We start from the raw sequence: 17,090 nt of genomic DNA, 5'->3' as shown, positions 1-17,090 counted from the left end.
TCAGCGCAGCAGCAGCGCGGCAATCGGCACCATCAGCAGAACGACCGCGGGAAGCCCGCGCAGCAGCTGCGGACGCCGCATCAGGACGACCACGACGATCGCCGCGGCAAGGCCGGCCTCGCCGATCCACTCGATCAGCCCGGTTCGCCAGTCCGGCCGGGCCAGGCGGACGAGCAGCGAGAATCCCAGCGCTGCCCAGCCGCAGCCGCGCAGCCAGGGCGCACGGGCCACCCACAGCGCACCAAGCTTCGCCTGTGCGGCATGGCGCGGCATGGCGAGAGCCAGGCTGGCAAGACCGGCGAGGGCGAAGAGCAGGCTGATCAGCGGCGTCACGTGCGACGCTCGCGCAGCTTGGGGACAGTGCGCAGCTTGCGCAGCATCGGCGGAATGGCCGCGACGAACGCGCCGCCGAGAGCCAAGGCGACTCCGTCGAAACCGAGACCGACGATATCGTACGGCAGCCCGACGGTGACGGCCGATACCAGAGGCAGCGCCAGCCAGGCACAGGCGGTGAGCGCGACGATCTCGATCCAGGCGCGCGCCGGACGGCGCAGCAGACCGAAGAGCGTCGCCAGGCCCCAGACCAGGAAAAAGACATGCACCTCGGCATCCTGCCGTCCCGTGAGCGTCACCGGCAGGATGCGATTGGCGAGGAAGAAACCCGCCATGGCGAGCGGCAGCCCACCCGTCGCGCCGACGGTGAACCGGGCGACGAACGCGTTGCCCAGCCCCCCTTCCTTCTCTCGCCCGATCGTCCAGAGCAGCAGGCCGGTGGCGATCGTCGCCGAAAGCGCAAGGCCGCAGAGAAAGTAGAGCCAGCGCGAGAAGCTGGGCGCGAACCGCCCCATGTGCAGCCCGTAGAGCAGATTGTAGAGGCTCTTGGCCGGTCTCTGCTCGGCATAGGCGGATAGCAGCCTGCCGGTCACCGCGTCATAGGCGGCAACCCCGCCGTCATAGCCGACGCCGTTGCTGTCGTTGCGATAGACGAGAAGCACGGCGCCGGCATCATTGGGGTTCTCCACCGTCACACGCCCGATCGCGTCACCGCCGAAGCGGGCACGCGCATCAGTCAGCATGGCGCGCAGGTCGCCGAGCGGCGCCGGCCTGCCGGCGCGCGGCCGCGTATAATAGCCCGGATCCAGATCCGCGAAGGCCCGCGCGGTGTCCGCGCCATAATTGGCGGTGATCGCCCAGGGGAGGGTAAGCGTGATCAGGGTCAGCACGCCGGTGAAGCTGATCATCAGGTGAAAGGGCAGCGCCAGCACGCCCAGTACATTATGGGCGTCCAGCCAGGATCGCTTGCCCTTTCCAGGCCGCATCGTGAAGAAATCGGCGAAGATGCGCCGGTGGGTGGCGATCCCGCTGATCAGCACGACCAGCATCAGCATGCCGGCCGCCGAGGCGAGGATGCGCCCCCATGGATAGGGCAATTGCAGCTCGAAGTGGAAGCGATAGAAGAATTCCCCGCCGAGCGTGTCGCGGATCGCATCGGGACGCCCGGTGACCGGATCGAGCGCGGCCAGCCGATACTCGTCCGCGCCGTTCGCATCTTTGACGTCATAGGTAGCGATGGTCGCCGCCAACCGGTCGTCCGGCGCGTCCATATACCACCCGCTCGACGCAGGCGCGGCGACGGAGAGGTAGCGAATGGCCGCTGCGACGGCATCCACCGGATCGGTGCGCATGCGCACTTCAGGACGCATCCAGTCCGAAATCTCGGACTTGAAGACGCTCGCCGTGCCGGTGGCTGCCATGGCGAAGAGTAGCCAGCCGAAGATCAGCCCGCCCCATGCGTGCAGCCACGCCATGGACTGACGAAAGCCGGTCTTCATCGCGGGCCGCCTGCGGCCCATGCCGCCAGGACGGCCAGCACGATGACGGCGATCGGCCCGGCCCAGGCACGCCAGGCGCTGCGCGCGGCGAATACCCAGATGACGACCGCGGGCAAGGCCAGCATCGCGATCAGCGTGGCCGCCGTCGCCGCTTCGGCGCGCGACAACGGCAACCAGCGTGCCGAAGCCATCGCCACCGCGGCCGCGGCGCCATAGCCCCCTATCAGCGCCGCCACGACGCGTGAGGCGACGGCGAGGCGGTAGGCGAGGGAACGGGGCTCAGGGCGGGCCATTCAGGTCACAGGCTCCAGGATCGATCGATGCGGCTGCTGGGTGTCTCTTAACGGCATTTATCCGGCACGGGCATGGCGATTTCCGGTCGACAGCTGGTGCGCTCCGCGCACCTTCGCCGTCGGGCGACCGGCATTGACCCCGGGGCTGGGCGGACGGCATAGCACATTGGTCTGCAGGAAAGCCGAGCCAGCCATGTCCGCCATCCCCACCGACGCACGCCGCATCGCTCCCGCGACAGCCCGCAACCGCGATCCGATCCTGGACGTGCTCCGTGCGGAACTGCCGGCGTCGGGAACCGTGCTGGAGATCGCGAGCGGCAGCGGCGAGCACATCGTCCATTTCGCCCGCGCCCTGCCCCATCTGCGATGGCAGCCGTCGGATCCTTCGCCCGACGCGCGCGCGTCCGTCGCGGCCTGGACACGGGCGGAGGAACTGCCCGCGATCCTTCCCCCGATCGCGCTCGACGCGGCCGATGACGCGTGGCCGATCGGACCGGTGGAAGCGATCCTGTGCATCAACATGGTGCATATCAGCCCTTGGGCCGCGACGAAGGGGCTGATCGCCGGTGCCGCCGCGCGGCTACCGGACGGCGGCCTGCTCTATCTCTACGGGCCATATCGCCGGACCGGCATGGTCACCGCTCCGAGCAACGAAGCGTTTGACGAGGATCTGCGCCGCCGCGACCCGCGCTGGGGCCTGCGTCTGCTCGACGACGTCAGCGCGCTGGCCGCCGATCATGGCTTCGGCGCCGCGCATGTCATCGAAATGCCCGCCAACAACATCTCCATACTCTATCGCAAGCTCGCCTGAACGGCTTGCGCCGCGCTTTATCGAAGCGGTTCAGATGCAGCGGGCGATCGCGTCATGATAGGGGACGACGCGATGCAGGCGGCGCACGTTGATCGTGCCGTAGGGCGTGATCGAGAACATGATCGTCGCGGTCTGCCCCTGACGAAAGCTCAGGATCGTCTCATGCTCGGCCTGGATGACGCGCGGCGTGCCGACGCCTTCCAGCGTGTCGGCGATGCACTTCGTAACCTTCGCCGGATCCTTGTCGGTATGAAAGGTTTCGACCGGTTGCTTCTGGCGGATGTCCGACACGGTCGCGCAGCCGGCGAGCGCTAGGGCGATCAGGACGACTCGTTTCATGGCGGCAGACTTGGCGCCAGCCCCCGCACAACGTCAAGCGCCGAGCGCTGTCCCCATCGGAGGGCGGCCTTAGAAATAGTCGGCCAGAACCAGCGGCACGACGCGGCCATCCGCCAGCGTGAGCGTCAGCCGCGTTCCCGCCGTCTGGCCGCCGAGACGAAGGCCTGGCGCGGGATAGCTAGTATCGACCGCGCGGCCGTCCACCGCGACGATGCTGTCGCCTTCCTTGAGCCCGGCCCGGCCGGCCGGACTGTTCAGCGCGACATGGCGGATCAGGATATGATCGGATCGCCGCTGCGCGCCGAGCCCCGACCGGTCCTTCGGAAAAGCCTGGCCGTAACGGCCTTCGTCGGCCTTCAGGAGAAGGAGGTTACGTCCGAGGCTGAGCCGCGTGTCGAATTGGGCGAGCATCGGCCAGCCGAGCGCGAGGGGTTCGGCAAACTCCCAATCTTCGATCACGCAGGTCGGCACGTTGGCCAGACGGAATGGCCCGATCCGCGCCTCGCGCAGCGTCATGATCTGGCTGACCGAAGCGCCTTCGAGGCCATAGGTCATGCTGGTCGACACGGGACGATCGCGCAGCATGCGGAAATGCTCGGCAAAATCCCGCGACATGGTGAGCGGTACGTCGCTGCCGAGATCGACGATGGCGTGATCATGGATATGGTCTTCGAGCGTGATCGGCACGCTCGGAAAATTGCGGCTGCTTCCTTGAAGCCCGATCCGGGTAAAATTCTCTCCGCCCGTTGCTGTGTACGGTGACAGGAAGCGGGCGCGATCCTTGCCGAACTCGACGTCGAGATCCACCGCGCGCAGCACGTCCTGGCCGAGCACGACCGGAATGCTGGTACCCGCCATCCCCTCGACTGGAGACAGATCGTAGCTCGAGATATCGACATGGTGGAAGGTCGCGGCATCCAGCTCGAGATCGTCGAGCCGGTAGAGCGTGCCCGTCATGTCCTGGGTGAAGGTGGTCGCAACGACGGCGCCGACATAGGGCAGATCGAGATCGAGTGCGAGATCGTGGCGGACGACGCTGCGGCTGGCCCCGCTGTCGAGCATCGCGCGGAACGGCCGGCCGTTGAGCCGGGCCGGCAGGGTCAGATAGCGGCTGGTAGCCAGATCCAGCCCATGCCACGCGCCGACCGCACCATCTCTCATGCCGCGGCCGAGAGGGCCGTTGAAGGCGGCCTTTGCCTGACCGGCTAAAGCGAAAGCCCCGACACCGGCCCCAAACTGCAAGAGAGCCTCACGACGAGAGACGCTGGACACACTATTCTCCGCAGACCGGAGCTAATATTCCGGCCGATAATGAAGTGATCATCGACAATTTTCTGTCGCCGGGGACAGAACGACTTTGCATCGCCCTGTTGGTAGCCCCTCTCCTTTGAACGAGAATGGATATGAGACTTCATTTCGGATCGGGAAAGTGAAATTCCTTTCACTGCCGTCCCAACCCTTATGGCGGCTTACGGGGCCCGGATGCGCGCCAGGAATCCGGGCCTTCCGTTTCATCAGAAGGGATAATAGCGGAAGCTGACGAAGGCCATGTTCTGGCTTGCATGCGGTGCTCCGCCGACACCCACGAAGAGTTGGCGCTGCGTGTAGCTGTATTGGAGGCCGATCTGGGCGCGGCCGAACGGCCCTTGATAGAATTTGTCCCAGACGCCGGCGGTGAGCTGCCGCACCCGGCGGCTGTTGCCGCCGCAGGCGCCGCCCTCGATGAAGCAGCCGCTATTGTCGGCGGTCGGCAGGCCGATGCCATAGGCGCCGCCGAGCAGCTTGCGCTCCTGCTGCTCCTCACCGGCGAACCCATATATGTCGAGCGCCTTCGTCGCATGCAGCGTGAGCCCGGCGAGCAGCATATATTCGTTGATCGGATGGATCCGCCCGTCCGCCGCGAAGGTTACGTCCGGAAGCTGCGCCGAGCCATAGCGACCGATGCCCTTGCCGGTCATGCCGGAGAATTGGGCGTCAAGCAGATGCGGAACGACCTGAAAGACGATGCCGCCGCCATAGCCATAGCCATGTCCGGTCGTGCTACCGCCACCATTGAGATGCGCATCGAAGTTCCGGACGAGACCGAAGCCCTCGATATGCAGGCTGTGTCCCGCAATCTCGCCCTCATAAGCGACCTTGCCGACAAAATCCGGCACGTGGTTGATCGAGAGGGAGTTGGCCGCATCGAAGCCAGAGCCCGCACTCACTACGTTGGTGACGGTGGAGGGCACCGTACCGCCGAAAGTGGTCTGCGGATTTTCGGCCGAAACGGCCACCCACAGGCGATGATCCAGGAAATCGCCGGTCAGGCGGACCTGCGGCTGCCGCGCCCAGACGAAGCCGGGCACATATTGCGCATCGATCTGCGGCGGGGTCAGCTCGTTGCGCGGCGTGATGCCCTTGGTGTTCATCGTCACCAGCGACCAGTTCTGCCCGGCCAGCAGATGCCAGCCATGATCGCCGCGCGTCCAGTCGATCGATCCATAGAGGTTGCGGATGCGCGGGTTGAAGCTGTTGCTCTCGTTGGAATTGGCGGTCTGCGCGCCGCCGAGGAAATCGAACTCGCCGTACATGGCCAGCTTCACGGACGGATTGACCGCACCTTCGGCCAGGAAGGACAGGCGGCTCTGGCGGGCTGAGAAGCGGCCTTCGGACTCATGCGAGGCGCGGTTGTTCGGGAACGGTATGGCGAAGCTGGACGCCATGTCGTTGCCCTGGAAATGCTGGCGATACATGCCGGCCAGTTCGAGGAACCCGCCCGGCGTGATGGTGAGCCCGCGATAGTAGAATTTGTCGGCATGATGCGCCTTTTCGGTCGCCTTCGCGACTTCGCCCTGCACGGTGGCAGGCACCGCGGCGAGCTGTGTCTGCGTGGCCGCCTGATCGGTCTGGATCGTATGAACCTGATCCTGCGTCGCCTGGATCTGCTGGCGCGTATCCGCCTGTTCGGTCGCCTGCCCCGAAACCTGCGCCTTCAGCGACTGCACTTCGGCCTGGAGCGCGCGAACCTCGTCCAACAGCTCCCGGTTAGAGACGCCCGCTGCATGCAGCGACTTATGCGTTGCCGCGAAAGCCTGCGCATCGAACAGGCACGTGGATGCGACAGCGGCAAACAATGCCACCCGGATATTCATATATCTTCGCCCTTTTTAGTGAGGTGTAGTGACCGACGTCGCCGATAAGTTTATGTTGTTACACTAATATTACATTTAATTTTTAGAGAAGTTCACACGGTATTTTATCGCCGTAATTCCGCCGAACCTTGATGCAGTGAAATTAATTTCACCTGGAAATCGATCGATGAATATTCGTAGTGAAATTAATTTCACCTGACATCCGGCGATCGATTCATTGCATATGCTTTGATGACAAGAGCGCATTGCAGCGCTATCGGAACGCTATGTTGGTTTTCGACCTTCGACCGGGCAACCGGCTGGACGACAAGATGTGCACGGTCGTTTGCCGCGCGTCCTGCCGCACGAGGTCCTGTTAAGCCCATGTCACGCATCCTGGTCGTCGAGGACGACGAACCGACCGCCCTTGAAATCAGCACGGAGCTCGCAGCCCACGGCCACAAGGTGACCCGTGTCGGCAATGGCACCGAAGCGCTCGATCGTGCGATCCGCGAACCGTTCGATGCGATCACGCTCGATCGCATGCTGCCGGGCATTGACGGGCTCACCTTGGTCTCCCGGCTGCGCGAGCGGCGCGTGATGGTGCCCGTGCTGATGATCAGCGCGCTCAGCGACGTCGACGAGCGCATCGCCGGGCTGCGCGCTGGCGGCGACGATTATCTGGTGAAGCCCTTCGCCGCCTCGGAAATGGCAATGCGCGTCGAGGTGCTGCTGCGGCGACGCACGGATCCCGCGGAAAGCGCCATATTGCAGGCGGGCGCGGTCGAGATCGACCTCATCCGCCGTAAGGTGTATGTGGATCAGGAGCCCGTGCGCCTGCTGCATCTGGAGTTCAGGCTGCTGGAATTTCTCGCGCGTCACCAGGGCAGCGTCGTGAGCCGGAGGATCATCTTCGAGCAGGTATGGGGTTATTATTTCGATCCGGGCGCCAATCTCATCAACGTGCACATCGCCCGACTCCGCAAGAAGCTGGACCGGCCCGGCCGTCCGTCGATCATCACGACGGTGAAAGGTGAAGGCTATCGCCTCAATGCTGTCTGACAGGCTGCGGCTGCGGGACATCCGGAGCACGAGCACCTTCCGTCTGACGGTGCTGTTCGGTGTCATATTCACGATCGGCGTCGCGGCCCTTCTCGGCCTGATCTACGGCCTCACCGCGCACGAGCTGAATGCGCGCAGCGATCGCATCCTGCGCCTCAAGGCCGCCCAGCTCTCCGAAATACCGCCTGCCATGCTGGTCCAGCGGCTGCGCACGGAGCTGGATTACAACACCAGCGCGCTCAACTATCTGGCGCTGCGCGACCGGAGCGGCAGGATCGTGATCGGCAATATCGAGCCGCCATCCGATCTGCGCCTCGACAAGCCGGTCGACATCGCACCCCGACCCGGCCTCCCCCGGCCACTGCGCTTGCTGGCGATCCGCACGGACAGTGGGGAGACGCTGTATATCGGGCGCGATATCACTCCCTTCGCCGATCTGCGCCAGCGCGTGCTCGCCATATTGATCGTCAGCGGGCTCTCGATCGCCGCGCTCGTCTTCGCCAGCGCGATCGCACTGAGCGTCGCGCCGTTGCGCCGCGTGCGCGATCTGCAAAGCGCCTGCCGCGAAATCGGCGCCGGCAATCTCGACATGCGCATGCCGATCCTCGGCCGCGGCGACGAACTGGACCTCCTCGCGGAGACGGTGAACACGACGGTCGAGGAAGTCGGTCGCGTGGTGGCACAGGTGAAGCAGGCGACGGATGCCATCGCCCACGATCTGCGCACCCCGCTGACCCATCTCAGGAACCGGCTCGACCGCGTGCGCCACGATGGCCGTCTGCCCGCCGACCTCGCCTCGGCCGTCGATCTCGCGTCGGCCGACCTGGAAGAGGTGCTGGGCCGCTTCGCCGCCCTGCTGCGCATATCGGAGTTCGAGGCCGGACGGCGGCAGGAAGCATTCGGCCCCGTCCAGCTCGGCCCGCTTCTCCACGGAATATGCGATCTCTACGAACCGCTCGCCGAGGACGGCTCGATCATGCTGTCGCTGGACATCGGCATGGACGTGACCGTGCACGGTGACGAAAAGCTGATCTTCGAGGCATTGAGCAACCTCGTCGACAATGCACTCAAGTTCACGCCGCCGGGCGGAATTGTGGGCGTCACGCTGATCCGCGACGAAACCGGGAATCGCATCGAGGTACGCGACAGCGGCCCCGGCATCGCCGCCGACGAACGCAACGCCGTGCTGCGCCGCTTCCATCGGGCAGCCGACGCAGCGGAGATCCCCGGCCTCGGCCTGGGCCTCAGCGTGGTCGCCGCGATCATGCATCTCCATGGCTTCGGTCTTGAACTGGACGATGCCCATCCCGGCCTGCTGGTACGCATCCGTTGCCCGATCAGGCAGGACACCGGGCAGCATGTCCCGACGAATGACGATAGGCAATGATCTCAAATCATGCCGTCATGCCCGCCTTCGCAAAAACTGCGGTCAGGATCGATTAGGAGATGACGATAGATTGATACGTCATCCCAGCGAAAGCTGGGATCGCTATCTTCTTCGAGCGTTTCACCTTGTCGAACGCGATCCCAGCTTTCGCTGGGATGACGAACTTGATTCGATTCAGATTCTTCCAACTCCAAATATCATCCCGCTCCAGACCTAGACCATCTCTGCCAAATCGAAGCAACTCCGATCCGAATAGGCAGTGAAATTCATTTCACTAGCTCCCGCCGGCGAAATCGATCACTGACGGCTTCGTCGACGGCACACCGATGTGGCACTAAACCCCGCCAGCCGGTGACCGTCGACACCCCAGCGATTTGAGCGGGTCGTAATGCTCCATCTGGTTAAGCTTGCCCTGAGCAAGCCTTATACTTTCGTCGTTCTCGCGATACTCATCCTTCTCTCGGGCTCTATCGCCTGGATGACGACGGCGACCGACATTTTTCCGGACATCAAGATCCCCGTGATCGCAGCGGTCTGGACCTATCGTGGATTGCCGCCCGAGGATATGGCCGGACGCGTCGTCTATTATTATGAGCGCCAGCTCTCGACGACGGTCAACGACATCGACCATATCGAAAGCCAGTCGCTGAACGGCATCGGCATCGTGAAGATCTTCTTCCGGCCGGGCGTCGACATCCGCACCGCGACCGCGCAGGTGACCTCCGCATCGCAGACCGTGCTGAAGCAGATGCCGCCGGGCATCACCCCGCCGCTGATCCTGAACTACAACGCCTCGACCGTGCCTATCCTCCAGCTCGCTTTGTCCTCGCGGACGCTGACCGAGCAGAAGATCTTCGATCTCGGGCAGAATTTCATCCGCCCGGCGCTGGCTTCGGTGCAGGGCGCCGCGATCCCTTCGCCCTATGGCGGCCGCGAGCGGCAGATCCAGATCGATCTCGATCCGGACGCGCTGCAGGCGCACCGCCTGTCCGCCGCCGACGTCGGCACCGCGCTGGCCGCGCAGAACCAGATCGTGCCGGCCGGCACCGCCAAGATCGGCCAGTTCGAATATAATCTCCATCTCAACAACAGTCCCTTCGTGATCGACGATCTCAATCGCCTGCCGATCAGGACTGTGGACGGAACCACGATCGAGATGCGCGACGTCGCGCATGTTCATGACGGCTCGCCGCCGCAGCGCAACGAAGTCCGGGTCGATGGCCGTCGCGCAGTGCTGATGACCATCCTGAAGAGCGGATCGGCATCCACCATCGCGATCGTGGAACAAGTGAAGGCGCTGCTGCCCAAGCTACGCGAGACACTGCCCGCCGGGCTCGACGTCGCCGCCCTCTCCGATCAGTCGCTGTTCGTGAAGGCGGCCGTGTCCGGCGTAGTGCGCGAAGGCGTGATCGCGGCCGCGCTCACCTCACTCATGATTCTGATGTTCCTCGGATCCTGGCGCTCCACCGTGATCATCGCGGCCTCGATCCCGCTCGCCATCCTGGCCGCCGTCGCTGCGCTGGCCGCGGACGGCGAGACCTTGAACATCATGACGCTCGGCGGCCTTGCGCTCGCCGTCGGCATCCTCGTCGACGATGCGACGGTGACGATCGAGAACATCAACTGGCATCTGGAGCAGGGCAAGTCCGTGCGCCAGGCGATCCTCGACGGCGCGCAGCAGATCGTCGGGCCCGCCTTCGTCTCGCTGCTCTGCATCTGCATCGCCTTCGTGCCGATGTTCTTCCTGCCCGGCGTCGCCGGCTTCCTGTTCGCGCCGATGGCCAAGGCGGTGGTATTCGCGATGATCGCCTCCTTCGTCCTCTCGCGCACGCTGGTGCCGACGATGGGCAATTACCTGCTCCGCGATCACGGCTCCGCGCATACCGCCGAGATCATGGTCTCGCACGATGCCGGCGCCGGCCGGCCCGAGACGCAGAACCCGTTCCGCCGCTTCCAGCAGCGGTTCGAGCGGCGCTTCGAGCAGGTGCGCGGATATTATGTGGCTCTGCTCGATTATGCGCTCGCCCACCGCCGCCGCTTCGTGCCCTGCTTCCTGGCGTTCGTCCTCCTGTCGTTCGCGCTCATTCCGATGCTCGGCCGCAATTTCTTCCCGTCGGTCGATGCGGGGCAGATCAGCCTCCATGTCCGCGCGCCCGTCGGCACCCGCATCGAGGAGACGGCGGCGCTGTTCGATCGCATCGAATCCCGCATCCGCGCGACCATCCCGCAGAAGGAGCTGGTCTCGATCGTCGACAATATCGGCCTGCCGGTCAGCGGCATCAACCGCGCCTACTCCAATACCGGCGGGGTCGGCCCGCAGGACGGCGACATATTGATCACGCTCGGCGAGGGTCACGCACCGACGGCAGGCTATGTAAAAACCCTGCGCAAGCTGCTGCCCACCGTTTTTCCCGGCTCGACCTTCTCCTTCCTGCCGTCTGACATCATCAGCCAGATCCTGAACTTCGGCGCACCCGCTCCGATCGACGTGCAGGTCACCGGCCCGGACGTCGCCGCCAATGAGCGCTTCACCCATGCGCTGATGGCGCGGATGAACCATGTCGCCGGCATTGCCGACGTGCGTTTGCAGCAGGCCAACGACTATCCCGAGCTGGCCTTCGACGTGGATCGCAGCCAGGCCGACCGGCTGGGGATCACCGAGAATGACGTGACCAAGAGCCTATCGGTCAATCTTGCCGGCAGCTTCCAGGTCGCCCCGGCCTTCTGGCTCAATCCGAAGAACGGCGTCTCCTACCCGATCGTCGTGCAGACGCCGCAATACCGGCTCGATTCACTCTCGCAGATCGACAACATCCCGGTCACCGGCAGCGGCCGCGGCGATTTCCAGATCCTCGGCGCCCTCGGCACCATGCACCGGCAGCCCTCTCCTGCGGTGGTCTCCCACTATGCCGTCCAGCCCGCCTACGACATCTACGCGACCACCCAGGGCCGCGATCTCGGCGCAGTCGCGGGCGACATCCAGGCCATCGTCAAATCGATGGAGGCGCAGCGGCCGAAGGGCGCGACGATCGCGATCCGCGGCCAGGTGGAGACGATGAACACCGCCTTCACCGGCCTCATCCTCGGCCTCGCCGGCGCGATCGTGCTGATCTACCTGCTGATCGTCGTCAACTTCCAGTCCTGGACAGATCCGGCCGTGATCGTCTCGGCGCTGCCCGCGGCGCTCGCCGGCATCGTCTGGATATTGTTCACCACCCATACGCCGCTCTCCGTACCGGCGCTCACCGGCGCGATCATGTGCATGGGCGTGGCGACGGCGAACTCGGTGCTGGTGGTCAGCTTCGCCCGCGAAAGGCTGGCGATGACCGGCGATGCGATCCGCGCCGCCGCCGAGGCCGGGGCGACCCGCTTCCGTCCGGTGCTGATGACCGCGCTCGCCATGATCATCGGCATGGCGCCGATGGCGCTCGGCCTCGGCGAGGGCGGCGAGCAGAATGCCCCGCTCGGCCGCGCCGTGATCGGTGGCCTTCTCTTCGCGACCATCGCCACGCTGATCTTCGTGCCGGTCGTCTTCAGCATCGCCCACCGCAAGGACCGGCGCGTCTTCGACGCACCCCCCGCCCAGCCCCGTGAAGGAGAGCCGGCCTATGCCTGACGGCACGCCGCCCGCCGCCCCCAAGCATCTGAAGACCGCAGCTATCGGCGGCGGCATCCTCGCCGTCGCCATTGTCGCGGCTGGCCTCGCCACCCGCGCGAGCGACGCCAGCGAGGCCCAGCACTGGTCCGACGCGCGCGCCACGGCCACGGTGCAGCTCGTCGCGGCCAAGCCAGCCGCCGCATCCAGCGCGCTGGTGCTACCCGGAACGATGGAGGCGTGGAACGCCGCGAAAATCTATGCGCGGGTCAACGGCTATGTGAAGGCCTGGTACCACGACATCGGCAATCCGGTCGGCGACGGTACGCCGCTCGGCACGATCGACACGCCCGAGCTCGACCAGCAGATCGCCCAGGCGCGCGCCGACCTTTCGAGCACGCGTGCCAATGCCGGCCTCGCCCGCAGCACTGCGGCCCGCTGGAACGACCTGCTCTCCAGCAATTCCGTCTCGCACCAGGAGGCGGACGAGAAGAACGGCGACCTGGCGGTCAAGAACGCAGCGGTGCAGGCGGCCGAGGCCAATCTCCAACGGCTGCTGGCACTGAAGCAGTTCGCCACGCTGCGCGCGCCATTCGCCGGCATCGTCACCCAGCGCAACGCCGATATCGGCGATCTCGTCGGACCCGGTAGCAGCGGCCAGCAGGCGCTGTTCACCGTCGCGGACGTGCACCGCATCCGCCTCTATGTCAGCGTGCCGCAAATCTATTCGGCGGCGATGTGGCCTGGGCTCGCCGCGACGCTGACAGTGCCCGACTATCCGGACCGCAGGATCGAGGCCACCGTGATCGGCGCGGCCGGCGCGATCAACAGCCAGACCGGCACACAGCAGGTACAGCTCGTTGCCGATAATCGGGACGGGCTGCTCAAGCCCGGCGGCTACGGCCAGGTCGCGTTCGACGTGCCAGGCCAGGCCGGGCTGGTGCAGATCCCGTCGAGCGCGCTCGTCTTCCGCGCCGACGGCACCGAGGTCGCCATGGTCGGCCCCGACAATCGCGTGCGCATGCGGCCGATCCATCTCGGCCGCGATCTTGGCGGCACGGTCGAGGTCACTGCCGGCCTCCGCCCGGCCGAACGCATCATCGACAATCCACCGGATTCGATCGGCAATGGAACGCCGGTCACCATCGGGCGCCAAAATGGCTGACCGAAGGCGGACATTCGGCAGCCTTGCCGCGATGGCCACTGCGCTTGCGGGCTGTTCGATGGCGCCACCCTACCGGCCGCCGGTCGCGGCGGCGCCCGCCGCGTTCAAGGAAGCCGGCCCCTGGCAACCGGCGGCTCCGGGAACAGGCCCGTCGGTGGACTGGTGGAACGCGTTCGGCGATCCGACGCTCGCCGCGCTTGAGGAGCGGCTGGGCAAGGACAATCCCACCCTGGCCGGCGCGCTCGGCCGCTATGACGAGGCGCGCGCCTATTTGGCGCAGGCCCGCAGTGGTCTCTTCCCCCAGATCGGCGTGTCCGGGGACGTCACCCGCAACCGCCAGTCGGACAATCGCCCGCTGCGCGGCGCCAACCAGCCGGACCTCTATCCCGCCGATACGGTCGGCGGCATGGCGAGCTACGAGCTCGACCTGTGGGGCCGCGTGCGCAACAGCGTGGCCGCCGGCCGTGCCGACGCAGAGGCCAGCGCCGACGATCTCGCCGGGGTGCGCCTCAGCCTGCAGGCTCGGCTGGCCGATGCCTATGTCGCGCTCCGGGGTTATGATCTCGAGGCCGACATGCTGGCCCGCACGGTCGCGGCCTATGATCAGGCCGATGCGATGACCGAACGGCGTTTCCGGGGCGGCATCGCCTCCGAGATCGATACCGGCCGCGCTGGCGCGCAGCTCGCCGAGGCGCAGGCGCAGCTTGCGGACGTGCATGCCTCTCGCGCGCTCACCGAGCATGCGATCGCCAGCCTCGTCGGCACGCCCGCCTCCCAGTTCACCCTGCCGCCGGACTCGGTCCAGCTCACCCTGCCGGACGTGCCGATGATCCTTCCTTCCGCCCTGCTCCAGCGCCGGCCGGACGTGGCCGCCGCCGAACGGCGCATGGCCGCGGCCAATGCCCGCATCGGTGTCGCCAAGGCTGCCTTCTTTCCTTCGATCACGCTCGATGGGATCGGCGGCTTCCAGAATACCGGCCTGCCGGGCCTGCTCTCCGCGCCCAACGCCTTCTGGTCGATCGGGCCGAGCGCCGTGCTGACCCTGTTCGATGGCGGCCGCCGCCGGGCCCAGCTCGCCGCGGCTCGGGCACGGTGGGACCAGGCGACCGCAGATTATCGCAGCGGCGTGCTCCAGGCGTTCCAGGAAGTGGAGGACAATCTCGCCCGCCTGTATCATCTCGGCATCGAGGCGGAGGCCGAGGATCGTGCGGTCCGGCAAGCCGGCCTCGCCGAAGCCCTTTCCACCAACCGCTACGACAAGGGCGCCGTCAGCTATCTCGACGTCGTCACCGCCCAGACGACGGCGCTGCGTACGCGCCGCCAGGCCATCCAGCTGCGCACCCAGCGCCTGCAGGCCAGCATCGGCCTGATCCGCGCGATCGGCGGCGGCTGGCAGGCCCCCGCCCGATCTCCCCTGCGCGAAACCGCGACCATCCCCACGAAAGGACAAGGCTCATGATGCCCGCTCAGATGCTTCTCGCAGGCGCCCTGCTGGCGATTTCGGCAGCCGCCTCCCCGGCCCTCGCCGACGGCAGTGCGGCCGGCGCTCTCACCTTCCGGCACCTCGAATTCGAGCAGCCGCGCGATCCGCTGCTGAGCAGTAACCCGGTGTTCGGCGACGTGCACCATACACCCGCCGATCAGCTCGCGCCGGCCGCGGCCGCAATCCGTGCAGCGGTTCCCGCCGGCACGCCGCGTGCCATGGCGGAGGCCGCTCTGGTTCGTGCCGGCGCGCGCTGCTCGGCGCTGGATGCCGGCACCGAAACCTGCAGCTATCACGATCTCGAAACGGTCGACGAGTTTTCCGACGACGTCGTTTGGAAGGTCGGTCTCGGCTTCGACGGCGACCGGGTCGACGCCGTCTCCGTGGACCGCGCCTGGCAGCGCCACTGAAACGCCGCCGGACCAACGCACGTCTGGGCATCGATCTCAGCCCGAGGCGGTGCATGTGCCGAAGCGGGCGGGTGACAAAGAGTTCATGGAACATTGCGCCACCGTCACGGCTTCGCTGCGACGGAAAGGATGTACCATGCATGTGCGTTCCGTCGGCCCGGCGAGGCCCGCCCTTTGAACATATCGCATGACGAAAGACGCAGCATTCTGGAGCGCACCCGCGCTCTCAAGATGGCGCGGTCGGTGCACGCCTATGTCCGGGGCAACACCGCCAAATTCTATGAATGGTTGGAGCGCTCGCCGGTCGCGCGGGAGATACCCCAAGGGCCGCCAATATGGATATGCGGCGATTGCCACCTCGGCAATCTCGGCCCGCTGGCGGACGCGGAGCGGCGGATCGACATACAGATTCGCGATCTCGATCAGACCGTGATCGGCAATCCGGCCCATGATCTCATTCGCCTGGGCTTGTCGCTCGAAACCGCGGCGCGCAGTTCCGATCTGCCGGGCGTCACCACCGCCCGGATGGTCGAGGCGATGATCGAGGGTTATGCGCGGGCGCTGGTGCCCGATGGCGACAATGTGATGGAGCCCGACGTCGTCCGCTCCGTCCGCCGTCTCGCCGCCGGCCGCCGCTGGCGTCACCTCGCCAAGGAAAGGATCGAGGATGTCGAACCGAGCATCCCGCTCGGCAAACGTTTCTGGAAGCTGACCGATACGGAATGGGATGCGCTGCGGGCGTTGTTCGCTGAGGACGCCGTTCGCGACCGGTCCTTGGAACTGGCCGGCCTCGGACCGAACGGACGCATCCGCGTCGTCGACGCGGCCTATTGGCGGAAAGGCTGCAGTTCGCTCGGCAAGCTGCGTTATGCCGTGCTGCTTGGCGTAGCCGAAAAGGGCGCGAAACATGATCGGCTCGCACTCGTCGACATCAAGGAGGCAGTCCCGCCCGTCGTGCCTACGGCACCGACCGCCGTCATACCCGAGGATGCAGCCGAGCGTGTGGTGACCGGCGCACGCGCCCTTTCGCCCAATCTGGGGGAACGCATGATCCCCGCCCATCTCCTGTCACGCCCGGTCGTGCTCCGTGAGCTGGCGCCTCAGGATCTCAAGATCGAAGTCGAGCAATTTTCAAGAAAGCAAGCGGTCGCCTCTGCGGCCTATCTCGCTTATGTCGTCGGCCTCGCCCACGCGCGCCAATTGTCGCTGGACGAGCGATCCGAATGGCGGAAACAGCTCATCGGGCGGCGCGACGGCAATCTCGATGCGCCTTCCTGGCTCTGGAGGAGCATCGTCGAACTGGCCGGCGCACATGAGGCTGGCTATCTCGATCATTGTCGGCGCTTCGCACTCACCGCGACCGAAGATTAGGAAAAATCGCGGCCTGCGAGCTTCACTATCGGTTCAGGCGCCGTTTGGCAGGCCCGTTCGCATGCAACGCAGCGCGCTCGCACTGTTCTTACGCAGCGTTGAAGCTTTGGAATACGCAAATCCAGAGGGGAAAGGACGTCCCCATCCGAGCGTTAGGATGACTACGCTCCTCCCTCTCAGAAATGATGGGTGCACATAGCAAGCAGAAGAATGATCGGAATAGGAATAC

General features: G+C 65.7%; 15 protein-coding genes. 9 read left to right on the top strand and 6 right to left on the bottom strand.

Annotated elements, in window-relative coordinates:
• Both GQY20_RS14525 and GQY20_RS14520 read right to left on the bottom strand, forming a co-directional pair.
• The gene (locus GQY20_RS14525; protein ID WP_157217815.1) at window positions 1-333 is read right to left on the bottom strand and encodes a DUF3325 domain-containing protein; all 333 of its coding nucleotides are present in this window, start codon (window positions 331-333) and stop codon (window positions 1-3) included.
• Window positions 330-1,832, bottom strand: a complete 1,503-nt coding sequence (locus tag GQY20_RS14520) for a PepSY-associated TM helix domain-containing protein (RefSeq protein ID WP_157217814.1) — start codon at window positions 1,830-1,832, stop codon at window positions 330-332. Before GQY20_RS14520 ends, GQY20_RS14525 begins: the two co-directional genes overlap by 4 nt.
• Window positions 1,833-1,874: 42 nt before the next feature.
• Here GQY20_RS14520 and GQY20_RS14515 point away from each other — a divergent pair, with 42 nt between their 5' ends.
• Together GQY20_RS14515 and GQY20_RS14510 are read left to right on the top strand one after the other, a co-directional pair.
• Complete coding sequence (locus GQY20_RS14515; protein ID WP_157217813.1) at window positions 1,875-2,048, top strand: hypothetical protein; 174 nt, start codon at window positions 1,875-1,877, stop codon at window positions 2,046-2,048.
• A 270-nt stretch (window positions 2,049-2,318) separates the two neighbouring features.
• Complete coding sequence (locus tag GQY20_RS14510) at window positions 2,319-2,936, top strand: DUF938 domain-containing protein (RefSeq protein ID WP_157217812.1); 618 nt, start codon at window positions 2,319-2,321, stop codon at window positions 2,934-2,936.
• Window positions 2,937-2,966: 30 nt separating this feature from the next.
• Here the strand turns inward: GQY20_RS14510 and GQY20_RS14505 are convergent, their stop codons facing one another.
• The 3 genes from GQY20_RS14505 to GQY20_RS14495 form a co-directional block, all read right to left on the bottom strand.
• Window positions 2,967-3,275 (bottom strand): hypothetical protein, encoded by a 309-nt coding sequence (locus GQY20_RS14505; protein WP_157217811.1) that lies wholly within the window; start codon window positions 3,273-3,275, stop codon window positions 2,967-2,969.
• A 69-nt stretch (window positions 3,276-3,344) separates the two neighbouring features.
• Entirely contained in the window at window positions 3,345-4,436 is a 1,092-nt protein-coding gene (locus GQY20_RS14500; RefSeq protein WP_157217810.1) for an aspartyl protease family protein, read from the bottom strand.
• Between the two features lie 353 nt (window positions 4,437-4,789).
• Window positions 4,790-6,409, bottom strand: a complete 1,620-nt coding sequence (locus GQY20_RS14495) for a hypothetical protein (protein WP_157217809.1) — start codon at window positions 6,407-6,409, stop codon at window positions 4,790-4,792.
• Between the two features lie 363 nt (window positions 6,410-6,772).
• Between GQY20_RS14495 and GQY20_RS14490 the strand changes: the two genes are divergently transcribed.
• Window positions 6,773-7,450, top strand: a complete 678-nt coding sequence (locus tag GQY20_RS14490) for a response regulator transcription factor (protein WP_157217808.1) — start codon at window positions 6,773-6,775, stop codon at window positions 7,448-7,450.
• Complete coding sequence (locus tag GQY20_RS14485; protein ID WP_157217807.1) at window positions 7,440-8,837, top strand: sensor histidine kinase; 1,398 nt, start codon at window positions 7,440-7,442, stop codon at window positions 8,835-8,837. Before GQY20_RS14490 ends, GQY20_RS14485 begins: the two co-directional genes overlap by 11 nt.
• 2 nt (window positions 8,838-8,839) lie before the next feature.
• On the opposite strand, the gene GQY20_RS14480 is transcribed toward GQY20_RS14485, so the two are convergent.
• Window positions 8,840-9,031 (bottom strand): hypothetical protein, encoded by a 192-nt coding sequence (locus tag GQY20_RS14480; RefSeq protein ID WP_157217806.1) that lies wholly within the window; start codon window positions 9,029-9,031, stop codon window positions 8,840-8,842.
• A gap of 194 nt (window positions 9,032-9,225) precedes the next feature.
• Between GQY20_RS14480 and GQY20_RS14475 the strand changes: the two genes are divergently transcribed.
• The 5 genes from GQY20_RS14475 to GQY20_RS14455 all read left to right on the top strand — a co-directional run bounded on the left by GQY20_RS14475 (window position 9,226) and on the right by GQY20_RS14455 (window position 16,861).
• Entirely contained in the window at window positions 9,226-12,453 is a 3,228-nt protein-coding gene (locus tag GQY20_RS14475) for an efflux RND transporter permease subunit (RefSeq protein ID WP_157217805.1), read from the top strand.
• Window positions 12,446-13,597, top strand: coding sequence for an efflux RND transporter periplasmic adaptor subunit (locus GQY20_RS14470; protein WP_157217804.1), 1,152 nt, complete (start codon window positions 12,446-12,448; stop codon window positions 13,595-13,597). Before GQY20_RS14475 ends, GQY20_RS14470 begins: the two co-directional genes overlap by 8 nt.
• Window positions 13,590-15,056 (top strand): efflux transporter outer membrane subunit, encoded by a 1,467-nt coding sequence (locus GQY20_RS14465; RefSeq protein ID WP_157217803.1) that lies wholly within the window; start codon window positions 13,590-13,592, stop codon window positions 15,054-15,056. Before GQY20_RS14470 ends, GQY20_RS14465 begins: the two co-directional genes overlap by 8 nt.
• Window positions 15,053-15,490 carry a hypothetical protein gene (locus GQY20_RS14460; protein WP_157217802.1) on the top strand — a complete coding sequence of 146 codons (438 nt, stop codon included), beginning with the start codon at window positions 15,053-15,055 and terminating at the stop codon, window positions 15,488-15,490. Before GQY20_RS14465 ends, GQY20_RS14460 begins: the two co-directional genes overlap by 4 nt.
• 174 nt (window positions 15,491-15,664) lie before the next feature.
• On the top strand, window positions 15,665-16,861 hold the full coding sequence (locus GQY20_RS14455; RefSeq protein ID WP_269769740.1) for a DUF2252 family protein: 1,197 nt from the start codon (window positions 15,665-15,667) through the stop codon (window positions 16,859-16,861).
• Window positions 16,862-17,090: the final 229 nt, after the last annotated feature.

Origin of the sequence: Flavisphingomonas formosensis (assembly GCF_009755815.1) — a bacterium.
GTDB classification, from domain to species: Bacteria; Pseudomonadota; Alphaproteobacteria; order Sphingomonadales; family Sphingomonadaceae; genus Flavisphingomonas; species Flavisphingomonas formosensis.
This window is presented reverse-complemented; position numbering and strand designations above follow the sequence as displayed.

Excerpts from the sequence above, each read along its gene's own strand:
- GQY20_RS14520 (WP_157217814.1), bottom strand. The coding sequence starts at position 1,832 with ATGAAGACCGGCTTTCGTCAGTCCATGGCGTGGCTGCACGCATGGGGC.
- GQY20_RS14515 (WP_157217813.1), top strand. The coding sequence starts at position 1,875 with ATGACGGCGATCGGCCCGGCCCAGGCACGCCAGGCGCTGCGCGCGGCG.
- GQY20_RS14510 (WP_157217812.1), top strand. The coding sequence starts at position 2,319 with ATGTCCGCCATCCCCACCGACGCACGCCGCATCGCTCCCGCGACAGCC.
- GQY20_RS14505 (WP_157217811.1), bottom strand. The coding sequence starts at position 3,275 with ATGAAACGAGTCGTCCTGATCGCCCTAGCGCTCGCCGGCTGCGCGACC.
- GQY20_RS14500 (WP_157217810.1), bottom strand. The coding sequence starts at position 4,436 with ATGAGAGATGGTGCGGTCGGCGCGTGGCATGGGCTGGATCTGGCTACC.
- GQY20_RS14495 (WP_157217809.1), bottom strand. The coding sequence starts at position 6,409 with ATGAATATCCGGGTGGCATTGTTTGCCGCTGTCGCATCCACGTGCCTG.
- GQY20_RS14490 (WP_157217808.1), top strand. The coding sequence starts at position 6,773 with ATGTCACGCATCCTGGTCGTCGAGGACGACGAACCGACCGCCCTTGAA.
- GQY20_RS14485 (WP_157217807.1), top strand. The coding sequence starts at position 7,440 with ATGCTGTCTGACAGGCTGCGGCTGCGGGACATCCGGAGCACGAGCACC.
- GQY20_RS14475 (WP_157217805.1), top strand. The coding sequence starts at position 9,226 with ATGCTCCATCTGGTTAAGCTTGCCCTGAGCAAGCCTTATACTTTCGTC.
- GQY20_RS14470 (WP_157217804.1), top strand. The coding sequence starts at position 12,446 with ATGCCTGACGGCACGCCGCCCGCCGCCCCCAAGCATCTGAAGACCGCA.
- GQY20_RS14465 (WP_157217803.1), top strand. The coding sequence starts at position 13,590 with ATGGCTGACCGAAGGCGGACATTCGGCAGCCTTGCCGCGATGGCCACT.
- GQY20_RS14460 (WP_157217802.1), top strand. The coding sequence starts at position 15,053 with ATGATGCCCGCTCAGATGCTTCTCGCAGGCGCCCTGCTGGCGATTTCG.